Genomic DNA, 16,351 nt, shown 5'->3' on the forward strand with positions numbered 1-16,351 from the left:
TCAGTTGGTCGCCTATTTATCGATAATTTTCTCAAAACTGCCATTTAATGGTCATGATTTCGTCACAAAGGCTCAGTAGGGTGGTTATCGTCAACTGGTACAGACCAAATGAAAACTTAGCCAAATTAACTGGAGAAAATGATGAAAAACCGTTTGATGAAAGGATCGCTGGCTGCACTTGTCTCTCTGCTAGCAACGAATGCAATGGCAGCACAGGAAGTGACGGTTTACACCGCTTTCGAAACTGACATTCTTGCGAAATACAAGTCTGCGTTTGAGAAAGACAACCCAGATATCAAGATTAAGTGGGTTCGTGATTCAACAGGTATCATGACGGCGAAATTGCTGGCAGAAAAGAACAACCCTCAAGCCGAAGTGGTTTGGGGGCTTGCTGGCTCGTCAATGGCACTGCTTAAAGATGAAGGTCTTCTTAAGCCTTACACACCAAAAGGTTTGGAAGAGCTGCACGCGAATCTAAACGACCCTCAATCAAACCAAGCTTGGTTCGGTAATGATGCGTTCTTTAATGCAGTTTGTTTCAACGAAGCGGTAGCGAAACAACTTAACCTACCGAAACCAACGTCCTGGGAAGACCTAACAAAGCCGGTTTACAAAGGTCACATTGCAATGCCTAACCCCGCTTCTTCAGGTACTGGTTACATGCAGGTGTCTGCTTGGCTACAAAACATGGGTGAAGATCAGGCATGGAACTACATGCGTGACCTAGACAAAAACATTGCACACTACACACATTCTGGCTCTAAGCCATGCGTTCAAGCAGGTATGGGCGAAGTGGCTATCGGTATTTCGATGGCGAGCCGCGGCGCGAAGCTGAAAACACAAGGTGCACCACTTGCGGTTATCACACCTAAAGGCATTGGCTGGGAATCAGAAGCGGTTGGCCTAGTGAAAGAGTCGGATGCAGCCAAGCGTGTTGTCGACTGGTCAATCTCTAAAGCAGCAAATGAGCTTTACGTAGAAATGTACCCAGTGGTTGGACATAAAGAAGTGAAAGCGACCGTATCTAACTTCCCGAACGTTCAAGAGAACATGGCGAAGATGGACTTCGCGCAAATGGGCAGCAAGCGTGCAGAAATCTTAGCGACATGGTCTGAGAAATTTGACGCGAAATCAGAGCCAAAATCATAAGGGTTACGACAAATCCGATTGTCAAAAGGAGAGCGGTTGCTCTCCTTTTTTGCATCTTGCGACAAGTAGAGGCACATTAATGGCCGGATACTCAGGTTGAAAAGAGGAAGTGCATGGAAATCCAACGTATTAATGCGGAGCAGACACTGCCGCTTCGACAGCAGGTTTTATGGCCAAGCAAAAGCATTGAGTTTTGCAAGGTTGATGAAGATGAAACTGGCTATCATTACGGGAGTTATGTGAACGGAGAGCTGGTGGGTGTGGCGTCAGTCTTCTTCAACAATGGCGCAGCAAGACTAAGGAAGTTTGCTGTATCTTCAAGTCAACAAGGTAAAGGGATCGGCTCTCGAATGTTGGAGACGATGATTGATGATGCTAAGGCGTTTAACGCAGAGGTATTCTGGTGCGATGCGCGTGAGTCGGCATTGAAAATTTATCAGAAGTTTGGATTACAGAAGGAGGGCGAGCGCTTTTATAAATCAGACATTCCGTATTTCAAGATGAGTTTAGATTTAAGCGTTTAATATCGAGGGCGTTCATCTATTTGTCATCTTCTGGCTATAAATTTGTCATTGGAACGTAACACTCCAAAACTAAAGTTGGTATATACCATTTGGAGCGTGTGTTATGTCAACTAACCAACATTACCTAAATATCGAAAATGTAGTGAAGCAATTCGGACAGTTCACTGCATTAAAGCAAATCTCACTGGCGATCGAAAAAGGCGAGTTCGTTTGTTTTTTGGGCCCTTCTGGCTGCGGTAAAACTACGTTATTACGTGCCATTGCAGGTTTAGATCTACCTACTTCTGGCGCGATTTTTCAAAACGGTCAAGAGACCACATTTCTACCACCAGAAAAGCGTGATTTCGGCATTGTGTTTCAGTCTTACGCGCTGTTTCCAAACCTCACCGTACAAGAGAACATTGCGGTGGGTTTGAAAAACCAAGGTATGTCAACCAAAGAGGCGCTGGAGAAAGTAGAGCAGTGGCTAGAAACGATAGGCTTACCAACCTCAGGGCAGAAGTTTCCTAACCAGTTGTCGGGCGGTCAGCAACAACGTGTGGCGTTAGCGCGAGCGCTTGCTTTATCTCCGGGACTGCTTCTTCTTGATGAACCTTTATCTGCGTTGGACGCGAAAGTACGTGTTCACTTACGTGATGAAATTTGTAAGCTGCAACGAAAGCTGGGCATCACTACCATTATGGTTACGCACGATCAAGATGAAGCGCTTTCGATGGCAGATCGAATTGTGGTGATGAACCATGGCGTAATTGAGCAAGTCGGCACGCCTCAAGAAATCTACCAACAACCGGCAACGCGCTTTGTCGCTGAGTTTGTCGGCAGCATGAACTTTATTGAAACCTCCGTCGCGACGGACTCCCAAGTGCGCATTGCAGAAACCTTGATGCCAGCGCCAAGCTTGACCAATCGTAAGATACAACGTGGTGACCGCTTCGACCTTGCAGTGCGTCCTGAAAGCATCAAGTTTGTTGAAAACTACGCCAACTCTTTACCAGTGCGAGTTACCGCAACCGAGTTTCTGGGGGCGTTTTTCCGCATTGATTGTGTATTGCAAAACGACAGCTCAAGGAAAACCATCGTAGTGGATGTGCCTGTGGAAACGGTTCAAAAACTCAATATCAAAGCGGGCGATGTACGTTACATCCAGTTTGCTGAAGAAGGGTTGCATGGTTACGCCGTGCCCTCGGTTGATAAAGCGCTAGCGGCGTAGGTGTAAACATGGATGCGAAGACAGTGACGATGAATAGCCTGACCACACAAGACAAAGCAAAATCCCTACTCGGACGAGTCAGCCGCGATAACCTAGTATTGTTCGGTTTGCTCGCTGGTTTGTCGACCATGATGGTGCTGTTCATCTTAATGCCGCTTTGGGCAATGTTGACCAAGAGTGTACAAAATGCCAATGGCGAATTTGTCGGATTGGCAAACTTTGCGACGTACTTTTCTTCTTCAAGCTTGTGGGTGTCGGTGGGTAACACCTTCACTTTGGGCGTGATAGTGACCTCGGTAGTGGGTGTGCTTGCGTTTGGCTATGCCTACGCGCTGACTCGTTCATGTATGCCGTTTAAAGGTTTGTTCCAAATCCTCGGTACTGCGCCGATTCTCGCGCCTTCGTTGTTGCCGGCGATCAGTTTGATCTTCCTTTTCGGTAATCAAGGCATTGCCAAAGAGATGCTGTTAGGAAACTCGGTTTACGGCGTGATTGGTATCTCGATGGGTTTGATTTTCTGGACCTTCCCTCATGCATTGATGATTTTGACCACTTCACTGCGTACTTCTGATGCCCGTTTGTATGAAGCTGCCCGCGCACTGAAAACATCACCCATCAAAACCTTCTTTATGGTGACGTTACCTGCGGCGAAATACGGTTTGATCAGTACGCTTATCGTCGTCTTTACACTGGTTATCACGGACTTTGGTGTGCCGAAAGTGATTGGTGGAAGCTACAACGTTCTGGCGACTGACATCTTCAAGCAAGTGGTGGGACAGCAAAACTTTGCCATGGGTGCGGTGACCAGCATTATGCTTCTATTCCCTGCGGTAATGGCGTTCGGCGCAGACCGCTGGGTACAGAAAAAGCAGAAGAGCTTATTCGACACTCGCTCGGTGCCTTATCAGCCAGAACCTAACAAAGCGCGCGACAGCATTTGTTTGGTTTACTGCAGCATCATTTCTATCGCAGTGCTGGCAGTGCTTGGCATGGCGGTGTATGGCTCGTTGGTCACATTCTGGCCTTGGAACAAAGCGCTGACGCTAAACAACTACAACTTTGCTGAAATGAGCACCTACGGTTGGAGCCCATTCTTCAACTCGCTAACACTGGCAGGTTGGACAGCGGTTATTGGTACAGCCATCATCTTTGTCGGTGCTTACTGCATTGAGAAAGGGCGTGCGTTTGGTCCAATTCGTCAGGTGATGCAAATGCTCAGCGTGGTGCCAATGGCGGTTCCGGGTATGGTTCTTGGCTTGGGTTACATCTTTTACTTCAACGACGCGAACAATCCTTTGAACGTGCTTTATGGCACCATGGCATTCTTGGTGATTAACACGGTAGTGCATTACTACACCGTGGGTCACATGACAGCCCTGACAGCGTTAAAGCAGTTGCCATCGGAGATTGAAGCCACGGCGGCATCGGTGAAGCTTCCTCAATACAAGTTGTTCTTTAAAGTGACATTACCTGTGTGTTTACCTGCGATTTTGGACATTGCGACTTACTTGTTTGTTAATGCATTGACCACCACTTCTGCGGTAGTATTCCTTTACTCAACCGATACGATTCCGGCTTCGGTCTCGATTCTGAATATGGACGATGCCGGTCAAACTGGCGCTGCTGCGGCAATGGCGGTGATGATCATGATTGCTGCCGCAATTGCGAAGATTGTTCAGATGACTTTGGGTAAATTGTTAGAGAATCGCACACAAGCTTGGCGAAAAAGATAAGGACACTTCGTGCAATACGTAAAAATTAAAGATTCGATTGTTGAACAGATTGAAGCGGGCATGCTATCGCCGCGTCAAAAACTGCCAGCAGAGCGTAAGTTGGCGGAGTCGTTCGATACTACACGCGTTACTTTGCGTGAAGCTTTATCACTGCTAGAAGCGGAAGGTCGAATCTATCGCGAAGATCGCCGAGGTTGGTTTATCTCACCTGAGCCATTGCGTTACGACCCAACCCAAACGTTGAACTTCCCAAACATGGCAAAAGCGCAAAATCGCGTGCCAAAAACAGAAGTGATAGCCGCAAAAGGCACCTTGGCTAATAAATTGGCCGCTCGTTTGTTGGACCTTCAGCCGTTTTCAGACGTATTTCGTGTCGACCGCGTTCGTTACCTAGAAGAGCGTCCGGTGGTTTATGTCACGAACTACATTCGACCAAACATATTTCCCAACTTATTGTCTTATGATTTATCAAACTCGTTAACCGACATTTATCGTGAACACTACGGTGTGACGTATCAAAAAATTCGTTACCGCATTTCGACTAGTACTTTGTTGGGTGAGGTGGCACAGGCATTGCGCGCGACGTCTGGTACGCCTGCAATGGTGGTTGAACGTATCAACTACAACCAACATGGTGAGTTGATTGATTGCGATATCGAGTATTGGCGGCACGATGCCATCAGCATCGAGTCTGTCGCAGAGCTGAATTAATCTCTGTTTGCTGGGCATCTGTCTAGTTGGCGGCGAGCAATTTATATCTCAAATTCAAAGGCTCCATATTGGGGCCTTTGTTGTACCCAAGCACCTTGAGGGTATCTAAATATCATAAACAGGAAAACGGAATGGATCTCTTGGCAATAGCACTCGTTGTATTGTCTGCGGTTATGCATGCTGGCTGGAATATTCTTGGTAAAAGCAATGCTGGTTCAGGGCTCGCGTTTACGATGGCGGCAAGTTTATCTGCTTGCCTTCTGCTCACTCCTTATCTTATTTGGTATCTCTTTAACATTGGCTGGACGACGTTGCCCAACGTGTTTTGGGGAATGTTGTTTATCAGTGGTTTATCTCAAATCGTCTATTTGATTGGTTTGATCGTGGCCTACAAGCACGCTGATGTGGGAGTTATTTATCCCATTGCGAGAGCACTTCCTGTAATGATGGTGGGCGCACTCACCGTCGCCTTAGGTTATGAGTTGAATGCTCAGCAGTGGTTGGGTTTCCTGCTTATTACTTTAGGTTGTGTCCTAGTTCCAGTAACCAGTTTTCGTCAAATTACTCTTGGGGAGTACCTGAATGTTGGTGTGTTTTGGGCCTTGATTGCGGCGTTTGGCACGACGGGTTACTCCGTTGTGGACAAGCAAGCACTGAATCTGCTAACTCAACAAACATCGACCATTCTTAACGACCACTATAGCGCGATTTTTTATCTAGGCGTGCAGTTTTGGGTTATGGGAGTACCGGTTTTATTGTGGTGTATTGTTTCGGGGAGTCAGCAAGAACTACAAACCGCTTGGATGATTCGCAAAAGTGCGAGTATGGCTGGCATCATGATGGCATCAACCTACGGCTTGGTGCTGTTTGCGATGACTATGACTGATAACGTCAGCCTTGTTGTGGCTTTGCGACAAATCAGCATTGTATTTGGTTTATTAATGGGCGTTTGGTTGTTGGCTGAAAAATGGTATTTCACGCGAGGCGTCGGGGTGCTGTTGATCCTGAGCGGAATCATTCTGTCATTGAGCCCTGCTTGAGGTATAAGGCACCGATGTCGATTCGGTGCCTTGGCACAGCTAAATTTTTAAAATCGCAATTGTGCACCAAACATCACACCGCCAGAATCAAAATCGCTATTCTTGGCGTAGTTGTACTCTAAGTTCAAACCAAAGTGTTTATAGGCCCAAGCGACACCAGCAGCGGCTTCTCCGCCAAGACTAGACTCGTCATATTCTTTATTCTGACCATTGTTTTTAAGCGTGTAACTTAACGTGTAGTAAGTGATACCGCCTTTCCCGTAAAGCTCAAAGCCAGCTCCCAGAGGGTAACTTGCGTAACCGCTGAGTCGAGGTCCGCCATAACTGACATCGGTGATTTCTGTTAAGGGACTGATAAGTACGGAGCCAATGCCGTTAAATGCGCCCTTATAGCCAGCTTCAATGCCAAAGTTGTGATCGAACATGTAACGGTAATATACATCACCAAGGAACATGTCACCTTCATCATGGCTATTGTTCACATCGTAACTAACATTACCGTAGCCTAAATTTGCTCCAACAACATGTTGGGTTGGTTGTGCATGAGCCGTTAAGGAAAGTGCGGATAGTAAGCATGCAACAGCGTACTTGTAAGACATAAAAACTCCGAATCATAAAATGAAAAAACAAAACGTCATGTGGTGCGTTGGGTTAACGTAGCCTTGTCATGAACTCCGCTTTGGTATTGTCTAACCATTCGTAACGACGTCGATACATCGAACGCTTAGAACGCGACATGCCTTCAATATCACGACGCGGGGCATTCACATCGAGTGAGTAGAAATGACGGTTGTATTCGGTGCCGCCCAACTCTTGCCAGAGTGCATCGTAATCGGTTTTGATTCGTCCTTTACTGTAGCGTCGTGCAGCATAAGTATGGGATTGTGTTTTTACCGCTAGAATCGTATTCACTTCCCAAATTTGCGCGAGTAAAGTGAGCAAACTCACCATCAAGCTTTTTGGTCTTTGCCCGTAAAGTTTACGAGTTAACTTTTTAATTTTCGCGTTGTTCTCTTCACTGCTGCGTGGCCCTTGCAAGCCGCCAATCATAATGCTGCGTCCAGATTCTATGTGGCCGAGAGTAAATGAGAGCGTATAGAAGTTGCCATCTTCCGCGCTGTGTAGCACTAGGCTCATGTCGCCTTCTTTTTGGTAACGCGCTTCGTACACCAATCGCACAGAGTACAATGTCTCGTCGATTTCAAATGATGTTAATGTTAAGCCAGTCGAATCGGTATAGATCTCTTCAATGGTCTGTTTAGAAAACAGCTCTGAAATGGTTTTGTAGTGATCAACCACTAGGTTTGAACGATCGAAAGCTGAGTTATTTTTGATGATGTAGGGACGAAACGGTTTTTCTAAAAAGCGGTGCGTACGTGCACAAAGCATCTCTAGCAATGACGATTCAATATTATCTGACAGGTGCTTAAACGCTCGTTTGTAGTAAAGTGCGCGCAAGATGAACTTCGCTCTGTAGGTCCAAATTGGCTTATAGACATCAGCATAATCATCTGAGTAAATTGATTTGCTATGGTAAAAAATGGATTTGTTCGCGGTCATTTTCACTCCAGATTAACGTGTGCTCAACAGCCACAATTAAGAACCGACGGACGAGCAGCGAAGAACCCGAAAAAGGGGGAAATGCAAAGCACTACTAAAAGGGGAGGTTTTGCTGTGCCCGACGTTTATATAAGGTTTTGAACACTGTTCTTTTGGTGGGATTCTAAGAGAAAATTGACCTTAGGTATTGTATGGGTTGGTAAGAAAATGTCAGTTTGGAAGCCACTTTGAACGTTGTGATTACGAGGTGGAAAAATGCTCGTGTTGGCAGAGTATGATGCCGTGTTGCTAAGTTAAAGTGAAATGAGTTGAACAAGAATTGAACGTTATTTGAAATTATTTTGACGTGTTTCTGGTCTTTATACGTACCTTATAAATATCGAGCCAATTTTGGCCCGATATAAAGGTAAGTAAGGAGAGGTTTATGAAACGCTTAATGACTTTAGCAAGTATGATTGCTCTGACTGCTGCACCTTCTGTTGTTTTTGCTGGTGGCTATCAGTGGACAAACGATACCGAAACGATCCATGGTGATGTTATGGATAGCAAACAAGCGGCTTATGAAATGGGTCGTGACATGATTCAGAACTATCAAAGCAAATCACCAGGTCAGCTTCGTGACGAGTTTACAAGCCTTACAGAGTATGTTGATCGCCAGTCGTTTTCTATCACCGACTCAAAAGTCATGGTGAATGAGTTCTTGCAAAGTGACGGGCAAGTTGTATACCAGCCTATTCTCAATGTTCAATACGAGTACCGCATGCGTGAAACCGGTAAATACTAACCAGTAAGACGGTCTCGATTTTCCGATAATTTATATCCTTGCTGTTTGTTTTGGGGAGCGCTGCTCCCCATTTTTGTATTCATTGATAGCGGAAACTTCCACTCTCTCAGAGCAACATTTGCTATCGCTCAGCGTTAGATATTCTTGCTCGTTGATTGTGCTCATCGTTTGTAAAGTATTTACAGAAACGATGCAACGCACTAACAAGGATATCCGATGACACACAGTTCATACTGGTTCAAACAGGCCATTGAAGCTGAACAGCCAGAAACGCCGCAACCATTACATCAAAATATTGATACCGATATTGCTATTGTCGGTGGTGGCTACACCGGACTTTGGACAGCGATTATGATTAAGCAGCAATCTCCTGAAAAACAGGTGGTTGTTATCGAAAAGGGCTTGTGTGGCAGTGGGGCATCTGGCGCGAATGGCGGCTGTATGCTGACATGGTCTACCAAGTTCCCGACGTTGAAACGGTTATTCGGTGAAGAACATGCTGTTTGGTTGGTAAAAGAGTCGGAACAAGCGGTGTTGGAGATTGACGACTTTTGTCAGCAATACAATATCGATGCGCAATTATCGTTAAAAGGGGTTTATTACACCGCAACCAATCAGGCTCAGAAAGGTGGAATGCAGCCAGTTGTCGACGAGTTACAACGGCTAGATGTGAACAGTTGGCGTCGTTGCTCGGTGGAGGAACTGCGTGCCAATGCGGGTTCACCTCGCCATATTGAAGGCTACCACTCTCCGGTTTCTGCTAACGTACAACCCGCCTTACTTGCGCGAGGGTTACGCCGTATTGCTATTGATCTGGGTGTAGAAGTTTATGAGAACACGCCAATGACGCGTCTAGATTATGGAAAACCTGCCACCGTCTGTACACCTAAAGGAAACATTCAAGCGCAGCAGGTGGTGTTGGCATTAAATGCATGGATGGTGGAGCAGTTTAAACAGTTCAAGAACAGTATCGTGGTGGTCTCTTCCGACATGGTGATCACCAAGCCGCTTGGTGATACTTTGTCTCAATCTGGTTGGCAAGCAGGTTCGAGTGTCTTGGACTCACGCATCTTCGTACATTATTACCGAGATACGCCAGATGGCCGTTTGATGCTAGGTAAAGGCGGTAATCAGTTCTCTTTCAACAACCAAGTTGATGCGATGTTTAACAAACCGACGCGTTATCAAACGCTACTAAAAAAATCATTCGACAACCTTTTTCCTCGCTTAAAAGGGGCTGAATTTGAGTACTCTTGGACTGGCGGTTCGGATCGTTCCGCAACTGGGTTTCCTTTTTTTGGCCAATTGGATGAGCAAAGTAATGTCTTTTACGGGTTTGGTTATTCAGGTAACGGCGTTGCCCAAACTCGAATGGGTGGAAAGATTTTATCGTCGTTGGTGTTAGGGCTAGATAACGAATGGACGCGAAGTGGTTTAGCGCAAGGACCGCTTGGGTATTTTCCACCAGAACCAATACGTTGGCTGGGAGCAATGATGGTACGAAATGCTGTTCGCCGAAAAGAGGAAGCGGAAGATAATGAGAAACGTCCGTTTGTTTGGGATAAATGGCTAGCGAAACTCGCAGGACCAGCAGGCAAAGCGGATAAGCTCGACTAAACTGAAGACTTTAGCCACAAACGAGACAGTTTGCAGTGAAAGTCATTGGGGGGCGATGTAGCCTTGTGTTAGCCTCTGTCTTTCAAGCTCAGATTTAAAAGGTGAGTAATATAATGAAAGTATTCAGCAACTTCGATAGCGGCAGCATTCACGTAGTGAAAGCGGACGACAAAAATGACATCCAACTTAAAATCCCTAATGACAATATGTCGGAATTCTACCAGTGGTTCCATTTCCGTCTAGAAACCGAAGCAGAGCAGTCGCACACGATCAAACTGCTTGATTTGGCTAAGTCGGCTTATCCAGAAGGGTGGCAAGGTTATGATGTCGTAGCGTCTTACGACCGTGAAGAATGGTTCCGTATACCAGCAGAGTTCGATGGCGACACACTGACTTTCACTGTTATCCCTGAGCGTAGCTCAATTTACTTCGCGTACTTTGCGCCTTACACATACGATCGTCACTTAGATTTGTTACACATGGCACAAAGCGCGCACCACTGCCAACTAGAAACACTAGGCCACACATTAGACGGCAATGACATGAGCTTGCTAACGTTTGGTGAGCCAGAAGAAGGCAAAAAGAAAATCTGGATGATTGCACGCCAACATCCGGGTGAAACCATGGCTGAATGGTTCATGGAAGGTATGATCCAACGTCTACTGGACGAAAATGACACGGTTGCGCGTGCATTACTGGAAAAAGCAGTGCTTTACGTGGTACCAAACATGAACCCAGACGGTGGTATTCGCGGCCACTTGCGTACGAACGCGGTAGGCGTGAACTTGAACCGTGAATGGCAAACTCCGTCTATGGAGAAAAGTCCAGAAGTCTACCTTGTGCGTCAACGTATGCTGGAAACGGGTGTTGACATGTTTTTAGATATCCATGGTGATGAAGCGATACCGTATAACTTCGTCGCTGGCTCAGAAGGTATTCCTTCTTACGATGAAAATCTTGCCACTTTAGAGGCATCATTTAAGCAAGCGTTACTGACTATTACACCTGAGTTCCAAGATGAGATTGGTTATGATAAAGATGAGCCGGGTAAAGCGAATTTGACGGTAGGCTCAAACTGGGTCGCGGAGCAGTTCAAATGCCTGTCGTACACGATCGAGATGCCATTTAAAGATAACAACAATCACCCAGATCCGCTTTATGGTTGGTCACCAGAACGCAGTGTATTATTTGGGCAAGATGTCTTAGCTGCAACGCTTACCGTGGCGGATAAAATCTAGTTCGATAAGTTCACGTCTGTTCATTATTTCGAAAACAGCTCATTTTAAATGAGCTGTTTTTTTATGCCTTCGATATCCATTCTCTCCTGTAAAAATTTGTTGCCATTCACAGGCTTAAATGTCGATTCTTAAATTTGAGAAAATGGGTTTTTATGGTGATTTGCGTCACAGAAAACTGGCTATTTTGTGATATTCTCCGCAACGAATTGACTATGGCTAAACCAACGCAACGAGACTTTATTTCTCGGTTGGGTATGCGGATGAAGCTCATGAATAGATGGTCTTGAGGTTATCTTTCTCCGTTTTACGTCATTGGCGTTTGAATATCATTTTTTGATTCTTTCCTACGCTATTTAGCTATTTCTGTTCGAAGAAAAGAGAAAGTTACGGCTTCATATTTTACGGCAGTATGCTGCCTCGATGTGTTGCTTTGTGCACAAGAAAAAGGAAAAGAATAATGAAAAAAATCGCTATAGCAGTGGCTACTGTACTTGCTGGTGGTGTGATCTCAAACGTCGCACTTGCTGACACTTACATGGGCGGTAAAGTAGGTTACAACTCTCTAAATGATGCGTGTTACCTAAACGAACCTTGTGACGACGACAGTTTTGCAGCATCTATGCACCTGGGCTACAGCTTCAACGAGTACGTTGCAGCAGAGTACGGTGTTGATTACCTTGGTGACTTCACTGCAAACTTCAAAAAGCCGGGCCTAAACACCGTTGACGGTGATCTTTGGGCGTTGACTCTTGCTCCTAAATTCAACCTACCGCTAACAGATTCTTGGAATCTATTCGCGAAAGTTGGTGCTGCATACATGATGGCGGGTGACGAAAAAGATTTCGTACCAACAGGCTCTCTAGGTGCTGAGTACAAAATCAACTACAACTGGAGCCTACGTGCTGAATACCAACGTTACCAAGATATGTCTGATGACGTGATTGAAGACATGGATTCAGATTTCTTCGGTATTGGTTTTAACTACAAGTTCGGCTCTGAGCCAGTAGTTCAAGAAGAAGTGGTTGAGGAAGTAGTAGAAACACGCCCTGCAACACGTATTGTTGAGCATGTTTACCCTGCTCAAACAACAGCGACAGTACAATTCGACCTAGAAAGTGCAGAAGTGAAAGATGCATCGACCCTTTCTGGTACCGTTGATCTGATGAACACTTACCCACAAGCTCAAGTTGAGATCACGGGTTACAGTGATACGACGGGTTCTGCTGCGTACAACCAGCAACTTACAGAAAAACGCGCGAAAGCCGTTGCTGACGAGTTCCAAGCAAAAGGTATTGCGGCTGAGCGTATGACAGTGAAAGGTATGGGTGAAGCTAACCCAGTAGCAAGCAACGAAACACGTCAAGGTCGTCAAATGAACCGTCGTGTTGAAGTAGTTGTCCCTACGTTTGAATACCAAACCACTGAGAAAGCAGAATAATTCCTGCTTAAGAGACAGTTCCAAAAGCCAGCGTGTATCACGCTGGCTTTTTTGATCCCGCTTAACAAACTCAGCACTTTCATCAATTTGTCATCACCAGTTCATACCATGGCTACCAAGTATTTGGGAGAGTGTTATGCAAAGTTTACCGCCGCTTAATTTGCTCCGAGCGTTTGAAGCCACGGCGCGATTACAGAGCTTCACTAAAGCCGCAGAGGAGCTAAATGTGACCCGTGCGGCCGTCAGTCAGCAGGTGAAATCGCTAGAACTGCAGTTAAATGCAACATTATTCGAGCGCAAGGGTACGCACCTTACGCTGACCAGCTCAGCAAAAGAATACTGGCCTGTGGTTAACCATGTGCTTCAAACCTTATCAACCTCGACCCATCATTTATTTACTCGCCCACAGAACAAGCAAATTACCTTACATGTCGCCCACAGTTTTTGCTCGCAATGGCTAATGCCAAGGCTAGCCGATTTTCAGCGTCAATTTCCAGATGTTTCCTTTAAGATCTCGACAACCGCGAATACGGTTCCAAACGCCAGTGCGATAGCAGATATAGAAATTATTAACGGAGATGGCGATTGGCAAGAACAACAAGCTATTCAGCTTACCCAAGAAAACTGGATCGTTGTAGCAAGCCCCGGCTTTATTCAGTTAAATCCGATTGATGACCTCACGAAGTTGTCTCAAACACCTAAAATTTGCACCGGGGGTTATCATGAATCTTGGCAGGTATGGTTTGCGTACCAAGGTTATCAAGGCAAGGTGAGCAAAGTGATAGCCGAATTTGAACATTCATTGCTTGCTATTCAAGCTGCAACCAATCAACTTGGTGTCTTGCTGGTGAGAGACTTTCTTGTTGAGGATGAGTTGCAACAAGGGATATTAGTACAAATCGGAGATTGGCGTATGCCCAGCTCCGGCGCACACTATATGATGGTTAGAGCATCAGAAAAGTCACACGTAAACACCTTTGCCCAATGGTTAATACAAAGCCTTTGATGTTTTACGGTCTATTTTTACAGCGGTACTTATTCTTGCGATTTACCTAACAAAATGCGCGGTTTCTTATAGGGTCAGTCAACCTTCTCTAAAAGCTTTGAGTGTAAGATGAGCTAGCTTTACGTTATCTGATGCGCGCTTAATCCACACAGGATACTGTTATGGAAACAATGCAAGGCGGTAGAGAAAATGCCATCTATCGAAAAGGGAATTTGATATCTCGTCCTGCCAGTTATTGGACGATGACTATCCATCAGCTACTTACCTATCTTCATTCACGAGGCTTTACGGCATGCCCTAAAGCGGTTGGTATTGAAAAAGGAAAAGAGTGGGTTAGCTATGTCGAAGGAGAGACTTACAACTATCCATTGATTGGCAACATTGCTTCTGTTTCCGCGCTCCAATCTGCGGCAAAAATGTTACGCGATATGCACGATGCATCTGAGGGTTTCCTTAATCAATATCAAAATGAAACGCTGCACTGGATGCTGCCACCACGAACACCACAAGAGGTGATTTGTCATGGTGATTTCATGCCATATAACGTGGCACTCCGTGGAGAGTTTGTCGTTGGTGTGTTTGATTTTGATACGGCGCATCCGGCGCCAAGAGTTTGGGATGTCGCTTTTTCGGTCTATGGTTGGGCACCATTTAAAACCGATGAGCACGATAAAATGGGCTGTTTGGAGCAACAAATTCAGCGTGCAAAACTTTTCTGTGACGCTTATGGCTGTTCGAGATTGGAACGGGAAGAGCTGGTGGAGGTGATGACACACCGACTCACCGTGTTAGTTGATCATATGAGGGGGTTAGCAGCTCAAGGTAATGATAGGTTTCAAGCGAATCTAAAAGATTGCCATCATACCGCTTACCTCAACGATATCGAGTACCTAAGAAAACATAGACAAGTCATCACCCTAGGACTTTTAGGTTAGGGCTGGGTGATATCTTTAATGACATTGAATAGCCACTGGTTTATCGGGGCTTGCTGTTGTGATCGACGACAGCTCATCACGTAGCGAACATCAAGCTCTAACCCGCCAGGAAGCGCGATACTTCGGCAGCCCTTAGGCACATGTCCACTCATGGTTATACCAAAATGATCCGTTTGTAGGAGCACTTTTTGAATCATCGCAGGGTGTTCAATTTCTACCTTAGGTGTGGTTCTGAACCCCATATGGTTGAGCCTTTCCAACAACGGGTATCGGTAGTCGTTCCATCCCGGCGTTTTGAAAAGTAAAAAGGGGTAGTTTTCTAGCTCTTGGAAATGTTGAGCGGGATGCTCATCTCGAACAAAAAATACGGCTTTTCCTCGACCTAGTTCGTTTTGAATAATTGACTGCGGAAGATCCTCATCAAAATAATGAATCGCAATAGCGTTTTCACCCTCAGTTAATCGCTTTTTCGCGTCGCTCCCCCAACGTAAACAAGAGAACTTTGCTTTTGGGGCGTGTTTTAGTAATTCTAAGTAAAACTTGTCACCAAAGTAATCCCAAAACAATGTGTTCGCATAAATAGTGATCGAGCCGTCAAAATTAGCGGGTGAAAAACTCTGTGGTTTGATGGAATCAATACTGGTGAGGATTTGTTCAAAATGTGGCATGTTCGCCTCGACAAAAGCGGTCGGTTCAAAGCCATTTTTAGTCTGAATGAACAAAGGGTCATCGAGCTGCGCTTTCATTTTTGTCAGGTTTTTGCTGATTGATCCTGATGTCTTTCCGAGTGAATCTGCCACCAATCGGACGCTACGTAACTCATACATCCGTTTTAGTACCAATACGTTTTGAATGTCCAGATTAATGCTCATACATCGTCTCATTTGTCTTCTGCTGAGAAATCATATCTCTGGATTACTGAACAAAAGACAACGTTCGGTCAATTTAAGCATGCTGTCGTATCTTATGGTTTATTGAAGGCGACGGTGGACAGCAAATAGGCTTGGTCATATCAATTTAGTGGTTTGGATTTCCATTTGGTAAATGATGACTTTCCTCGTATGAACACGTTTCTGTTGTTACAGTTTTTTCATCGATAGAAAGTAAGAACAAAAACAGAGGTGACGTATGAAAAAATTAATCGCACTTGGTTTGATGGTTTGCTCAACAAACATAGCATTAGCTGGCGATGGGTCATACACGGGCACGATTGATATGACGATGGCTACGAAAAATCAGGTCGACGTCGAGCGCGCAGATTCTCAACTGACGCTGAAAGGTCGAAATGAAACGGCCTATGGCGGGGTAATCATCCAAACGGATGCTGCTACACAAAAAATTGAACTTCGTGGTCGACGTGATTAATCGAACATGTTGTTGTTAAGAAAATGCCGCGAATATCGCGC

General features: G+C 45.4%; 16 protein-coding genes. 13 read left to right on the forward strand and 3 right to left on the reverse strand.

Features of this window, described 5'->3' with window-relative positions:
* Positions 1-138: 138 nt before the first annotated feature.
* The 6 genes from NB463_RS03870 (at position 139) to NB463_RS03895 (ending at position 6,367) form a co-directional block, all read left to right on the forward strand.
* Positions 139-1,149 (forward strand): putative 2-aminoethylphosphonate ABC transporter substrate-binding protein, encoded by a 1,011-nt coding sequence (locus NB463_RS03870; protein WP_025533230.1) that lies wholly within the window; start codon positions 139-141, stop codon positions 1,147-1,149.
* Between the two features lie 113 nt (positions 1,150-1,262).
* Positions 1,263-1,673, forward strand: a complete 411-nt coding sequence (locus NB463_RS03875) for a GNAT family N-acetyltransferase (protein ID WP_025499398.1) — start codon at positions 1,263-1,265, stop codon at positions 1,671-1,673.
* Positions 1,674-1,776: 103 nt separating this feature from the next.
* Positions 1,777-2,883: a putative 2-aminoethylphosphonate ABC transporter ATP-binding protein gene (locus NB463_RS03880; protein WP_258431845.1), complete on the forward strand. Its 1,107-nt coding sequence runs from the start codon at positions 1,777-1,779 to the stop codon at positions 2,881-2,883.
* Positions 2,884-2,891: 8 nt separating this feature from the next.
* Positions 2,892-4,616: a putative 2-aminoethylphosphonate ABC transporter permease subunit gene (locus NB463_RS03885; protein ID WP_258431846.1), complete on the forward strand. Its 1,725-nt coding sequence runs from the start codon at positions 2,892-2,894 to the stop codon at positions 4,614-4,616.
* 9 nt (positions 4,617-4,625) lie between these two features.
* Positions 4,626-5,327 (forward strand): phosphonate utilization transcriptional regulator PhnR, encoded by a 702-nt coding sequence (gene phnR / locus NB463_RS03890; RefSeq protein WP_258431847.1) that lies wholly within the window; start codon positions 4,626-4,628, stop codon positions 5,325-5,327.
* A gap of 131 nt (positions 5,328-5,458) precedes the next feature.
* Complete coding sequence (locus tag NB463_RS03895) at positions 5,459-6,367, forward strand: EamA family transporter (protein WP_258431848.1); 909 nt, start codon at positions 5,459-5,461, stop codon at positions 6,365-6,367.
* 47 nt (positions 6,368-6,414) lie between these two features.
* Here NB463_RS03895 and NB463_RS03900 read toward each other — a convergent pair whose 3' ends face one another.
* Together NB463_RS03900 and NB463_RS03905 are read right to left on the reverse strand one after the other, a co-directional pair.
* Positions 6,415-6,966 (reverse strand): porin family protein, encoded by a 552-nt coding sequence (locus NB463_RS03900; RefSeq protein WP_047008000.1) that lies wholly within the window; start codon positions 6,964-6,966, stop codon positions 6,415-6,417.
* A 52-nt stretch (positions 6,967-7,018) separates the two neighbouring features.
* Positions 7,019-7,927, reverse strand: coding sequence for a VirK/YbjX family protein (locus NB463_RS03905; protein ID WP_046873855.1), 909 nt, complete (start codon positions 7,925-7,927; stop codon positions 7,019-7,021).
* Between the two features lie 424 nt (positions 7,928-8,351).
* On the opposite strand from NB463_RS03905, the gene NB463_RS03910 reads away from it, so the two are divergent.
* The 6 genes from NB463_RS03910 (at position 8,352) to NB463_RS03935 (ending at position 14,945) form a co-directional block, all read left to right on the forward strand.
* Positions 8,352-8,711, forward strand: a complete 360-nt coding sequence (locus NB463_RS03910) for a DUF3316 domain-containing protein (protein WP_005395335.1) — start codon at positions 8,352-8,354, stop codon at positions 8,709-8,711.
* A 216-nt stretch (positions 8,712-8,927) separates the two neighbouring features.
* Positions 8,928-10,328, forward strand: a complete 1,401-nt coding sequence (locus NB463_RS03915) for an FAD-dependent oxidoreductase (RefSeq protein ID WP_258431849.1) — start codon at positions 8,928-8,930, stop codon at positions 10,326-10,328.
* Positions 10,329-10,441: 113 nt separating this feature from the next.
* A complete protein-coding gene (locus NB463_RS03920; protein WP_046873853.1) occupies positions 10,442-11,566 on the forward strand; it encodes a M14 family metallopeptidase in 1,125 nt (374 codons plus the stop codon).
* 457 nt (positions 11,567-12,023) lie between these two features.
* A complete protein-coding gene (locus NB463_RS03925) occupies positions 12,024-13,004 on the forward strand; it encodes an OmpA family protein (RefSeq protein WP_258431850.1) in 981 nt (326 codons plus the stop codon).
* 136 nt (positions 13,005-13,140) lie between these two features.
* Positions 13,141-14,010: a LysR substrate-binding domain-containing protein gene (locus NB463_RS03930; RefSeq protein ID WP_257080984.1), complete on the forward strand. Its 870-nt coding sequence runs from the start codon at positions 13,141-13,143 to the stop codon at positions 14,008-14,010.
* A 161-nt stretch (positions 14,011-14,171) separates the two neighbouring features.
* Positions 14,172-14,945 carry a phosphotransferase enzyme family protein gene (locus NB463_RS03935; RefSeq protein ID WP_258431852.1) on the forward strand — a complete coding sequence of 258 codons (774 nt, stop codon included), beginning with the start codon at positions 14,172-14,174 and terminating at the stop codon, positions 14,943-14,945.
* Here the strand turns inward: NB463_RS03935 and NB463_RS03940 are convergent.
* Positions 14,942-15,817 (reverse strand): LysR family transcriptional regulator, encoded by an 876-nt coding sequence (locus NB463_RS03940; RefSeq protein ID WP_085343324.1) that lies wholly within the window; start codon positions 15,815-15,817, stop codon positions 14,942-14,944. The genes NB463_RS03935 and NB463_RS03940 overlap by 4 nt on opposite strands.
* Before the next feature lie 256 nt (positions 15,818-16,073).
* Here NB463_RS03940 and NB463_RS03945 point away from each other — a divergent pair, with 256 nt between their 5' ends.
* Positions 16,074-16,310, forward strand: a complete 237-nt coding sequence (locus NB463_RS03945) for a hypothetical protein (RefSeq protein WP_005395322.1) — start codon at positions 16,074-16,076, stop codon at positions 16,308-16,310.
* The last annotated feature ends 41 nt before the right edge of the window (positions 16,311-16,351 follow it).

The sequence above is a fragment of the Vibrio sp. RM-41-2B genome, from assembly GCF_024744415.1.
Classification (GTDB): domain Bacteria; phylum Pseudomonadota; class Gammaproteobacteria; order Enterobacterales; family Vibrionaceae; genus Vibrio; species Vibrio diabolicus.